This window comes from Type-E symbiont of Plautia stali (assembly GCF_059731115.1).
This window is the reverse complement of record NZ_AP035906.1, coordinates 767,802-779,523: the sequence shown is the minus strand read 5'-3', so window position 1 is coordinate 779,523 and position 11,722 is coordinate 767,802. Positions and strand designations below refer to the sequence as shown.

9 protein-coding genes are annotated in these 11,722 nt (G+C 56.8%); all 9 read right to left on the bottom strand.

What is annotated here, in order from left to right; translation table 11 throughout:
• Position 1: 1 nt before the first annotated feature.
• Positions 2-922 carry a D-alanine--D-alanine ligase gene (locus AC6I8L_RS03455; protein WP_058960900.1) on the bottom strand — a complete coding sequence of 307 codons (921 nt, stop codon included), beginning with the start codon at positions 920-922 and terminating at the stop codon, positions 2-4.
• Positions 915-2,390, bottom strand: coding sequence for a UDP-N-acetylmuramate--L-alanine ligase (gene murC / locus AC6I8L_RS03450; RefSeq protein WP_058960901.1), 1,476 nt, complete (start codon positions 2,388-2,390; stop codon positions 915-917). Before murC ends, AC6I8L_RS03455 begins: the two co-directional genes overlap by 8 nt.
• 69 nt (positions 2,391-2,459) lie before the next feature.
• Positions 2,460-3,518, bottom strand: a complete 1,059-nt coding sequence (gene murG, locus AC6I8L_RS03445; protein WP_058960902.1) for an undecaprenyldiphospho-muramoylpentapeptide beta-N-acetylglucosaminyltransferase — start codon at positions 3,516-3,518, stop codon at positions 2,460-2,462.
• Positions 3,515-4,729: a cell division protein FtsW gene (gene ftsW, locus AC6I8L_RS03440; protein ID WP_034829677.1), complete on the bottom strand. Its 1,215-nt coding sequence runs from the start codon at positions 4,727-4,729 to the stop codon at positions 3,515-3,517. Before ftsW ends, murG begins: the two co-directional genes overlap by 4 nt.
• Positions 4,729-6,045 carry a UDP-N-acetylmuramoyl-L-alanine--D-glutamate ligase gene (murD, locus tag AC6I8L_RS03435; protein WP_058960903.1) on the bottom strand — a complete coding sequence of 439 codons (1,317 nt, stop codon included), beginning with the start codon at positions 6,043-6,045 and terminating at the stop codon, positions 4,729-4,731. The genes ftsW and murD overlap by 1 nt, the downstream gene beginning before the upstream one ends.
• 2 nt (positions 6,046-6,047) lie before the next feature.
• Positions 6,048-7,130 carry a phospho-N-acetylmuramoyl-pentapeptide-transferase gene (mraY, locus tag AC6I8L_RS03430; RefSeq protein WP_034829683.1) on the bottom strand — a complete coding sequence of 361 codons (1,083 nt, stop codon included), beginning with the start codon at positions 7,128-7,130 and terminating at the stop codon, positions 6,048-6,050.
• Positions 7,124-8,485: a UDP-N-acetylmuramoyl-tripeptide--D-alanyl-D-alanine ligase gene (gene murF / locus AC6I8L_RS03425; RefSeq protein WP_058960904.1), complete on the bottom strand. Its 1,362-nt coding sequence runs from the start codon at positions 8,483-8,485 to the stop codon at positions 7,124-7,126. The genes mraY and murF overlap by 7 nt, the downstream gene beginning before the upstream one ends.
• Entirely contained in the window at positions 8,482-9,969 is a 1,488-nt protein-coding gene (gene murE, locus AC6I8L_RS03420; RefSeq protein WP_058960905.1) for a UDP-N-acetylmuramoyl-L-alanyl-D-glutamate--2,6-diaminopimelate ligase, read from the bottom strand. Before murE ends, murF begins: the two co-directional genes overlap by 4 nt.
• Positions 9,956-11,722, bottom strand: coding sequence for a peptidoglycan glycosyltransferase FtsI (locus AC6I8L_RS03415; protein ID WP_058960906.1), 1,767 nt, complete (start codon positions 11,720-11,722; stop codon positions 9,956-9,958). The genes murE and AC6I8L_RS03415 overlap by 14 nt, the downstream gene beginning before the upstream one ends.

Sequence of the window (11,722 nt, the reverse complement as noted above, 5' to 3'; positions counted from 1 at the left end):
ATCAGTCAGCCAGTTCCAGAATACGCGCCACCAGCTGCGGGAAACTGTATCCTGCCTGCTTCGCGGCCATCGGCACCAGACTGTGGCTGGTCATGCCCGGAGAGGTATTCACTTCCAGCAACTGGAATTTCCCCTCGCCATCTGTCATTACATCGACGCGTCCCCAGCCGCTGCAACCCAGTGCACGCCAGGCTGCCCATACCAGCGTCTTCAATTCTGCTTCCTGAACTGCACTCAAACCACTTGGACAGAAGTATTCAGTATCGTCAGAAATGTATTTAGCTTCATAGTCATAGAACTCGCTGGCGGTTTTAATTCTGATTGAAGGCAGAATTTCATTACCCAGGATGCCAACGGTATATTCCGCACCACTCAGGAATGCCTCAACTAGCACGTCATTATCGTGGCGAAACGCTTCATCCAGCGCTGCAGGCAAGGCTTCTAACGTGTTCACACGGCTGATGCCGACACTAGAACCTTCACAGCTTGGCTTCACAAACAGCGGCAGCCCGAGCGCATCAATGGCAGCCTGCGTTTGTGCGTCTAAACCCTGCTCCTGCTGCTGACGCGTTAACCAGACGAATTTGCCTGAAGGCAGTCCCCTGCCCTGCCACAGCAATTTGCTGCGCAGTTTATCCATGGTGATCGCAGAAGCCATCACGCCGCTGCCGGTATAGGGCAACTGGAGGAACTCCAGCACCGCCTGCAGCGTGCCATCTTCACCGCCGCGACCGTGCAGAGCGATAAAGGTTTTATCAAAGCCCTGCGCTTTGAGGTCCAGCACTGACACATCACGGGTATCCACGCCGTGTGCATCAATGCCCATCTCACGCAGACCAGCTAACACCGCATTGCCCGACATCAGCGACACTTCACGCTCTGCCGAGGTTCCGCCCATCAGGACGGCGACTTTCTCAGCCATGACGCGCCTCCGTTTTCGCAGCTGGCTGCAACGCAAGCTCAGCCAGTTTGCGGGCGATCTTGCCGATATTGCCGGCGCCCTGCACGATGACCAGATCGTCACCTGACAACAACGGGGCTAGCGCTTCCGGCAACGCATCGTGCTCAGAGACCAGAATCGGGTCAACCTTGCCACGATTGCGAATCGCGCGGCACAGTGAACGGCTATCTGCGCCTGGAATCGGCGCTTCACCGGCCGGATAAACATCCAGCATCAGCAATACATCAACCTGTGACAGCACGTTAGCGAAGTCATCGAACAGATCTCGAGTTCGCGTGTAACGATGCGGCTGGAATACCATCACCAGTTTTTTCTCTGGCCAGCCGGCACGCGCGGCTTTGATGGTGACATCCACTTCCGTTGGGTGATGACCGTAATCATCCACCAGCATTGCGCTGCCTGGATTGCCATTGACCGCTGCGGTATCAAATTCGCCCAGCACATCAAAGCGGCGCCCGGTGCCCTGGAAGCTCTCCAGTGCCGCCAGAATCGCGTTATCTTCAATGCCTTCTTCCGTCGCCACTGCAACCGCAGCAGCAGCATTTAAGGCATTGTGACGACCCGGCGCATTCAGGGTCACTTTTAGCACCGGCTTGTCCTGACGAATCAGGGTAAAGTGCCCCTGCGCGCCACGTTGTTCATAGTTTTCGATACGCACATCGGCGTCATCACTGAAACCGTAAGTGGTGACCTGACGGCCTACGCGTGGGATCAAATCGCGGATCACCACATCATCTACGCACATCACCGCACGTCCGTAGAACGGCAGGTTATGCAGGAAGTTGATGAACGTCTGCTTCAGGTTCTCGAAATCGCCCTGATAGGTATCCATATGATCCGCTTCGATATTGGTGACAATCGCCACCATCGGCTGCAGATGCAGGAACGACGCGTCACTCTCATCGGCTTCCGCAATCAGGTAACGGCTGGTGCCCAAACGCGCATGGGTGCCCGCTGCTTTCACCAGGCCGCCATTGACGAAAGTTGGGTCTAAGCCACCTTCGGCATAAATACTGGTAACCATCGCTGTGGTGGTGGTTTTGCCGTGCGTACCGGCAATCGCGATGCCATGACGGAAGCGCATCAGCTCAGCCAGCATCTCTGCACGGCGAATCACCGGGATACGCTGCTCGCGTGCCGCTACCAGCTCCGGATTGTCCTGAGCCACCGCAGTCGACACCACCACCACGCTCGCATCCGTCACGTTTTCCGGGCGATGGTTGAAATAAATGGTCGCACCCAATGAGGCCAGATGCTGGGTCACCGGGTTAGGCGCCAGATCCGACCCGCTGATGTGATAACCTTCGTTCGCCAACACCTCGGCAATACCGCCCATGCCAGCACCACCGATGCCGACAAAGTGAATGTGCCGGACGCGACGCATCTCGGGCACAATGGAACGCAGTTTTGCCAATTGCTGTGTATTCATCTGTCTCAATTACCTGTTGATCTCATTCGTACCTGCATTCAGGTACAGCCGGTCAAACCGACCTATTAATTACTTCGCGACGCGTGCCACTTCCTGCGCAACCCGATCGGTTGCATCAGGAATCGCTACCTGACGGGCTTTCTCAGCCATCGCCAGCAGCGTGGCGCGATCCCAATGGCGCAACGTGTCCGCTACTGCAGTCGCGGTAAATTGCGGCTGCTCGAAAATTTTGGCTGCGCCCGCTTGCTCCAGCGGCAACGCATTCCAGTACTGCTGACGGTCTTTGTGCTGAAACGGCACGAAGATCGCCGGTAAACCTGCGGCGGCAACTTCGCTCACCGTCAATGCGCCCGAACGACACACCACTACATCCGCCCAGGCATAGGCTTCCGCCATATCATCGATAAACTCGGTGACCTTGTGCTGCGGCTGTCCGGCATCGAGATAGGCCTGTTGCACCGTCTCCAGCGCGCCTTTGCCGCTTTGATGCCAAATCGTGATGGCATCACCCAGTTCTGCGGCCACCTGCGGCACTGTCTGATTCAGGATACGTGCGCCCTGGCTTCCGCCGACCACCAGCACACGAATCGCACCACTGCGTCCACTCAGGCGATCAGCAGGCAGCGGCAGGGCCAACACATCGGTACGCACGGGATTGCCAACCACATCGGCTTTCGGGAATGCACCCGGAAACGCCTGCATCACTTTGGTGGCAATTTTCGCCAGCCACTTGTTGGTCAGCCCGGCAATGCCGTTCTGCTCATGCAGCACCACAGGAATACCGCAACTCCACGCGGCTAATCCACCTGGACCGGAAACGTATCCGCCCATGCCGAGCACCACGTCCGGCTGCCAGCGCTTCATGATGCGACGCGCCTGGCGCCATGCATTGAAGATGCGTACCGGTGCCAGTAACTGCGCTTTAACGCCTTTGCCGCGCAAACCGCTAATACGGATAAATTCAATTTCGATGCCATGTTTCGGCACCAAATCCGCTTCCATTCGGTCAGCGGTTCCGAGCCAGCGCACCTGCCAGCCCTGTTCGATCAGATGGTGTGCCACAGCCAGCCCAGGGAACACATGTCCGCCGGTTCCGCCGGCCATCACCATCAGCCGCTTGCTACTCATCGAGCACCTCGGGTAAACGCCTGCGCTTTTGCCAGACGCGTTTCATAATCAATGCGCAATAAAAACACGATGGCGGTCGACATGATGATCAGACTTGAGCCACCGTAACTGATCAGCGGCAGTGTCAGACCTTTGGTCGGCAGCATACCTGCGGCCGCACCGACGTTAACCAGCGCCTGGAAGCTAAACCACACGCCAATTGAGCAAGCGAGGAAGCCAGAAAAGCGCTGATCTATCTCCAGAGCACGGCGACCAATCGACATCGCGCGAAAAGCGACGAAGAATACCATTAACAGCGCCAAAACCACACCGACATAACCCAACTCTTCACCAATGATGGAGAAGATAAAGTCGGTGTGTGCCTCCGGCAGATACTCGAGTTTTTGCACCGAGTTGCCGAGGCCCTGGCCCCAGAATTCACCACGACCGAAGGCCATCAGCGACTGGGTCAGCTGGTAGCCGCTGCCAAACGGATCTTCCCATGGGTTCCAGAAAGAGGTCACACGGCGCATACGATAGGGTTCAGCGATAATCAGCAGCACCACGGCAAAAATACCGGAGCCGATGATCGCCAGGAACTGCCACATTTTGGCACCCGCGAGGAACAGCATCGCTAGCGTCGTCACAAACAGCACAACTACAGTTCCGAGATCCGGTTGCGCCAGCAGTAACACGGCCAACACCACCATCACGCCCATCGGCTTACAAAAGCCCCAGAAGTTGTTGCGTACCTCTTCCACTTTGCGCACCAGATAGCTGGCGAGATAGCAAAACAGGGAAAGCTTGGACAATTCGGCCGGCTGAATACGCAGTGGGCCGAGGGCAATCCAGCGCGATGCACCGTTAACCGAACTACCCACCACCAGGACGATCAGCAGCATTGCCACAGACGCCATCAGCATCACGTTGCTGTAGCGCTGCCAGAAATCCATTGGGACGCGCAATGTCACCAGTGCCATGCCTACCGCCAGGGCAATATAGAAAGCGTCGCGTTTAGCGAAGTAGAACGGGTCTTCGTTGAGACGCTGGCCGACCGGCATCGACGCTGAAGTCACCATCACAAAGCCGATAATCGCCAAACCAAAGGTCAGCCACAGCAGCGTACGATCATACAGCACCACTGGCGCATCATCATTTTCACGGCCGCCCATCACCCAATCGCGTAAACGCACGGAGAGGAAGCTGGCAATACCGGCACCTGGAATGCGCATCAGCTCAACTCCTTCGCCAGCTGCGCGAAAATATCACCGCGCTGTTCAAAATTACGGAACTGATCGAGGCTGGCGCAGGCCGGTGACAGCAGCACCATATCGCCCGCCTTCGCCTGAGAGGCAATCTGCTCCATGGCCTGCTGCATCGTCTCTGTGCGCGTGGCGATCTCCGGGCGCAACGCCGCGAGCGCATCGCCGTCACGACCAAAGCAATAGATGCGCACGTTGTCGCCCTGCAAAAAGCGCGTCAGTGCACTGAAGTCAGCGGATTTGCCATCACCGCCCATCAACAGCCACAAGGTGCCTTTCACCTGCAAACCATTGAGTGCCGCCTCAGTACTGCCGACGTTAGTGGCTTTGGAGTCATTAATCCAGCGCACGCCATTGGCTTCATGCACCAGCTGGAAACGGTGCGCCAGGCCAGTGAAAGTCGTTAACGCTTTCAGACTGGAAGCGCGCGGGATATTCACCGCATCTGCCAGTGCCAGGGCCGCCAGGGCATTGGTGTAGTTATGCTGCCCCACCAACGTCATTTCGTCGGTGTTTAATACCCTTTCACCCTGCGCCCGCAGCCAGGTGCTGCCCTGCTGCTGAGTCAGATGGTAATCACCAAGGTTGATGCCAAAGCTCACGCAGCGTGCATCAACGCCGCGAACCGGCATGGTCATACCATCATCGGCATTGACCACACAGACGCGGGCGTTTTCATAAATGCGCAATTTCGCCGCACGATACTGCTGCATGCCCAACGGATAGCGATCCATATGATCTTCCGTTACGTTGAGAATGGTGGCGGCCGCCGCTTGCAGGCTGTAGGTGGTTTCTAACTGGAAGCTGGAAAGTTCCAGCACATACAACTGTGCCGGAGATTTCAGCAGGGTTAGCGCCGGTAAACCGATGTTGCCACCCACGCCAACCTGCCAACCTGCTGCACGGGCCATTTCACCCACCAGCGTGGTGACAGTGCTTTTACCGTTCGAGCCGGTGATCGCGACAATCGGCGCCTGAGCTTCACGGCAGAACAGTTCGATATCACCGACGATTTCGATACCGGCATCCGCGGCTTCACTTAATGCAGGATGAGCAAGCGCGATGCCTGGGCTGGCAACGATCAAGTCCGACGCCAGCAACCAGTCACTGTTGATACCGCCTACATAGCGTTCAACCGCCTCAGGCAACTTGTCGAGGCCAGGCGGAGACACACGGGTATCCATCACGCGAGGCGTCACGCCCTGCGCGAGGAAGAAATCAACACAGGACAGGCCAGTGATGCCGAGTCCAATGATGACGACTTTTCTGCCCCGATAGTCAGCCATGATTAACGTACCTTCAGCGTTGCCAGGCCAATCAGCACCAGCATCAGTGAAATAATCCAGAAGCGCACAATGACGCGCGGCTCCGGCCAGCCCTTCAATTCATAGTGGTGGTGAATCGGCGCCATGCGGAAAATGCGTTGGCCGCGCAGCTTGAACGATCCCACCTGCAGAATCACCGACAGTGTTTCAACCACAAACACGCCGCCCATGATCACCAGCAAAAACTCCTGACGCAGCAGCACGGCGATGGTGCCTAACGCGCCACCCAGTGCCAGCGAACCCACATCGCCCATAAAGACCTGAGCCGGGTAGGTGTTGAACCACAGGAAGCCAAGACCGGCACCGACAATCGCGGTACAGACAATCACCAACTCACCCGCATGGCGCAGATACGGAATATGCAGATACTCAGCAAACTTCACGTTACCGGTCGCCCATGCCACCAGAGCAAAGCCTGCTGCCACGAAGACGGTTGGCATAATCGCCAGGCCATCCAGACCATCCGTCAGGTTGACCGCATTACCGGTGCCGACAATCACAAAGTAAGCCAGCAGCACATAAAACAATCCCAGCTGCGGCATGATGTCTTTAAAGAACGGCACCACCAACTGAGTGGCCGGTGTGCCTTTGCCCGCAGCGTAAAGCGCAAAAGCCACGCCAAGGGAAATCACCGACATCCAGAAGTATTTCCAGCGGGCAATCAGGCCTTTGGTGTCTTTGCGTACCACTTTGCGATAGTCATCGACGAAACCGATAATGCCGAAACCAATCAGCACCGCCAGCACGCACCACACATAAGGGTTGGATGGATACGCCCACATCAACACCGAGACGGTGATGGAGGTGAGGATCATGATGCCTCCCATGGTTGGCGTACCGCGCTTACTGAAGTGCGATTCCGGACCGTCGTTACGCACCACCTGGCCAATCTGCAGTTTCTGCAGCCAGGCGATCAGGCGCGGGCCCATCCAGAGTGATAGGAACAGAGCGGTCAGCAGGCTGACAATGGCGCGAAACGTCAAATACGAGAAGACGTTAAAGCCGGAATAAAGTGCGACCAAATGTTCGGCCAGCCAGACTAGCATGTTCCTTTCTCCTGTAAGCTCTCGACGACCTGCTCCATGGCGGCGCTACGTGAGCCTTTAACCAAAATAGTGATGTCCTGATGTTGGGACAGCAATGCGCGTAAACGTACAGTCAGCTCGGCTTTGGTGGCGAAATGCTCGCCTTTACCGCTGCTTTCACCGATCAACCGACTCAAAGTGCCGGTACTCAGAACACAATCAATACCTGCTGCCCTGGCGGCTTCACCCACCTGCTGATGGCAAGCTTCCGCTTCATCGCCCAGTTCGGCCATATCACCGACGACCATCACTCGGAACCCTGGCATATCGCCCAGTACCTGTGCGGCCGCCGTCATCGAACCGACGTTGGCGTTATAGCTGTCATCCAGCAGCAGTTGATTGTCTGCCAGACGAATCGGGAACAGACGCCCCGGTACGGGCTGCAGTGTTTTCAAACCGGTTTGGATCGCGCTTAGCGGGGCATCAACGGACAGTGCCAGCGCAGCAGCAGCAAGCGCGTTCGCGATGTTGTGGCGACCAGGCAGCGGAAGCGCAACAGCAATGTCTCCGCGCGGCGTATGCAAGGTAAACAGCGTGGCGTCGGCGCGTAGCACGATCTCGCTGGCGCGGAATTCTGCATCTGCCATCGGCTGTGGCGAGAAGCGCCACAGGGTCCTATCGACAAACTGCGACTGCCAGTTAGCGAGGTCGTTGCTGTCAGCATTGACGATGGCGGTGCCGTGTACTGGCAATCCCCCAAAAATTTCGCCTTTGGCTTTCGCTACACCGGCCAGTGAACCAAAGCCTTCCAGATGCGCTGCAGCGAGATTATTCACCAGCGCCGTTTCAGGACGCACTAAATCGGTGGTGTAAGCAATCTCGCCCTGATGATTGGCACCCAGCTCAATCACCGCGAACTCGTGTTCTGGGGTCAGACGCAGCAACGTCATCGGCACGCCGAAGTCGTTGTTCAGGTTGCCAGCGGTATAGAGGGTTTCACCACACTGACGCAAAATGGCAGCGGTCATCTCTTTGACGGAGGTTTTACCGGATGAACCGGTCAGGGCTACCACGCGCGCCTTCGATTGCTGACGCACCCAGGCGCCGAGCTGACCAAAGGCAATGCGGGTATCTGCCACCACCACTTGCGGCACATCTAAAGGCAAGTGCTTACTCACCAGCAGCGCTTTGGCACCGTTAGCAATAGCATCGCTGGCAAAGTCGTGTGCATCGAAACGCTCACCGACCAGTGCGACAAACAGGCTGCCATCAGCCACTTTACGCGTGTCGCTGGTCACATCATTCAGCGTCAAATCAGCGCCGTGCAGTTGACCACCACTGATTTCAGCCAGTGTTTTCAAAGAAACCGGGATCATGCCATCACCCCCAGTAAACGGGCGACGGTGTCGCGATCGGAGTAATCCAAACGACGGTTACCAATGATTTGATAATCTTCATGGCCTTTACCAGCCACCAACACGATGTCATCGACATTGGCCTGCATCACGGCGTTCGTGACCGCTTGCGCACGTCCCGCGACCACGCGGGCGCGACCGGGATCAAGCAAGCCAGTCAGAATGTCATTCACAATCGCGGCAGGTTCTTCGCTGCGCGGATTGTCATCGGTGATGACCACGATGTCAGAGAACTGTTCGGCAATCGCGCCCATCAACGGACGTTTGCCTTTGTCACGATCGCCGCCGCAGCCAAACACGCACCACAGCTTGCCTTTACAGTGCAGACGGGCAGCTTCCAACGCTTTTTCCAGCGCATCGGGGGTGTGAGCATAATCCACCACCACTGTGGGTTTTTCTGGTGCCGTGAACACTTCCATACGGCCACATACCGGTTGCAGCTGTGCAGCGCTTGATACCAGCGCCTCCAGCGGATAATCGAGCGTCAGCAAGGTGGCCAGTGCCAGCAGCAGATTGCTGACATTGAATGCGCCCATCAGACGGCTATCAAATTCCCCGTCGCCCCAGCTGGAGCTGAACTGGATATGCGCACCGCCATCGTGATAATTCACCGCTGTGGCTTTCAGCCAGCGCCCACGACAGCCAGGCTGCAAGTTGTCAGCCAGGGTGACGGCAACGGCATCCGGCAGTTTCTCCAGCCAGCGGCGCCCGACCTCGTCATCAGCGTTGATAATGGCTTCGCCAACCTGATGCTCAGAGAACAGCAGCCATTTGGCGGCTTCGTAACCCTGCATATCACCGTGATAATCCAGATGATCGCGGCTTAGATTCGTGAACACAGCAGCCGCGAAGGGCAATGCCGCCACGCGATGCTGCACCAGGCCGTGAGAAGACACTTCCATCGCAGCCAGCGTGGCACCCTGCTCCACCAGATCATTCAATACATGTTGAACATCTACCGCGGAACCGGTGGTGTTTTCGGTGGCCACCAATTGGCCATATAAGCCATTACCCACCGTACCCATTACGGCACCGGTTTCACCCAGCAGATTGGCCCACTGCGCCATCAACTGCGTGGTGGTGGTTTTTCCGTTGGTGCCGGTGACACCGATTAATTTAAGTTTTTCAGCAGGCTGCTGATAAAAGCGCCCGGCCAGTGCAGAGAGACGCTGCTGCAACTGCGCCAGGTAGATAACCGGGACGCCGTGCATCTCGCGGATATCTCCATCGCTGGCTTCGCCCTCGGCTTCGGCAATCACTGCCGCCACGCCTTGAGCAATAGCCTGCGGAATAAAACGACGTCCATCAGCATGATGGCCCGCCACGGCGATAAACAGATCGCCAGCAGCCGCTGAGCGGCTGTCTAGTGTCATGTCACGGAGTGGACGCGCCGGCGCACCCGGCACCCACGGGGCCAGTAAATCGCGCAGGTTACGATCGGTCACTTGATTCCTCACTTCTGTTCTTCACCAACTCGTCTTTATCAATTGTCGGCAGCGCATCCGGTTCAATGTTCATGGTGCGTAATACACCGCCCATGATGGCGCCAAACACCGGTGCAGAAACCGCACCACCATAATATTTACCGGCCTGGGGATCGTTGATCACCACCACCAGCGCAAAACGAGGGCGACTGGCAGGTGCAACACCTGCCGTGTAAGCAATGTATTTATTGACGTAGCGTCCATCCGGTCCCACTTTTTTCGCAGTACCGGTTTTAATCGCGATGCGATAACCCTTGATGGCGGCTTTAACCCCACCGCCGCCAGGCAGCGCAACGCTTTCCATCATGTGCATCACCGTTTTCACCAGGTCTTCCTGGAAAACGCGTTCACCCGCCACTGGCGGGTCAACTTTGGTGATCGACAGCGGGCGGTTGATGCCGTAGCTGCCAATGGTTGCGTAGACTCGCGCTAACTGTAACGGTGTTACCATTAGCCCGTAGCCGAAAGAGAAGGTGGCCCTCTCTATGTCAGACCACCGTTGTTTTTGAGGGTATAAGCCACTGCTTTCCCCGACCAGCCCCAAATTGGTCGGTTTACCCAGTCCAAAGCGCGCGTAAGTATCTACGAGTGCTGAGGAGGGCATCGCTAACGCCAAACGTGAAACCCCGACGTTACTCGACTTCTGTAAAACCCCGGTAAGGGTCAATTCGTTGTAGCGCGCCACGTCCTTGATCTCATGACCATTGACGCGGTACGGCACGGTATTCAGTACGCTGTTCTCTTTCACCACGCCACGCTGCAGCGCGGTCATCACCACCATCGGTTTGACGGTGGAGCCTGGCTCGAAGATGTCGGTAATGGCGCGGTTGCGCATCACATCTTTCGGCGTGTTGGAGAGATTGTTTGGGTTGTAAGCCGGGCTGTTGGCCATTGCCAGCACTTCACCGGTGTTCACATCCACCAAAACGGCAGTGCCCGACTCCGCTTTGTTGAACGCCACGGCATTGTTCAGCTCGCGGTACACCAGCGCCTGCAAACGCTCGTCGATGCTGAGCGTCAGGTTGTGCGCCGCGCGGCTGTCCACAGAGGAGATATCTTCAATCACGCGACCGTAGCGGTCTTTACGCACCGTACGCTCGCCTGGCGCGCCGGTCAGCCACTTGTCGAAGCTCTTTTCGATGCCCTCAATGCCCTGACCGTCAATATTGGTAAAGCCGATCAGATGTGCAGTGACCTGACCAGCTGGATAGTAACGACGCGACTCTTCACGCAGGTAAATGCCGGGCAGCTTGAGTTTTTTGACGTATTCGCCGATCGCTGGATTCACCTGACGCGCCAGATAGATAAAGCGCCCTTTGGGATTGGCATTCACGCGCGCGGCGAGTTGATCGAGTGGGATGGACAACGCATCTGAAAGGGCTTTCCAGCGGCTGTCGAGTGACACGCCGCCGTGTTCCATCAGCTCTTTAGGATCGGCCCAGATGGCATTCACCGGCACGCTGACGGCTAACGGACGGCCAGCACGATCGCTGATCATGCCACGTGCAGTGGGAACAGATTGAACACGCAGCGAACGCAAATCCCCTTCTTTGACCAGCTTATCCGGGCTAATGACCTGTAACCACGCCACGCGTGACAGCAATCCGCCCAAAGCCAGTAAAATACAGCCGCACAGCAACGCAAAACGCCAGCTTATAAAGCTGGCCTTATCTTCCTGTTTTTTTAACTTCAGCGTTTTGCCTGCGCCGCTCAT

Bases quoted from the DNA above. Each gene is read 5' to 3' on its own strand.
- murG (WP_058960902.1), bottom strand. From the start codon at position 3,518: ATGAGTAGCAAGCGGCTGATGGTGATGGCCGGCGGAACCGGCGGACAT.
- murD (WP_058960903.1), bottom strand. From the start codon at position 6,045: ATGGCTGACTATCGGGGCAGAAAAGTCGTCATCATTGGACTCGGCATC.
- AC6I8L_RS03415 (WP_058960906.1), bottom strand. From the start codon at position 11,722: ATGAGCGGCGCAGGCAAAACGCTGAAGTTAAAAAAACAGGAAGATAAG.
- AC6I8L_RS03455 (WP_058960900.1), bottom strand. From the start codon at position 922: ATGGCTGAGAAAGTCGCCGTCCTGATGGGCGGAACCTCGGCAGAGCGT.
- murF (WP_058960904.1), bottom strand. From the start codon at position 8,485: ATGATCCCGGTTTCTTTGAAAACACTGGCTGAAATCAGTGGTGGTCAA.
- mraY (WP_034829683.1), bottom strand. From the start codon at position 7,130: ATGCTAGTCTGGCTGGCCGAACATTTGGTCGCACTTTATTCCGGCTTT.
- murC (WP_058960901.1), bottom strand. From the start codon at position 2,390: ATGAATACACAGCAATTGGCAAAACTGCGTTCCATTGTGCCCGAGATG.
- ftsW (WP_034829677.1), bottom strand. From the start codon at position 4,729: ATGCGCATTCCAGGTGCCGGTATTGCCAGCTTCCTCTCCGTGCGTTTA.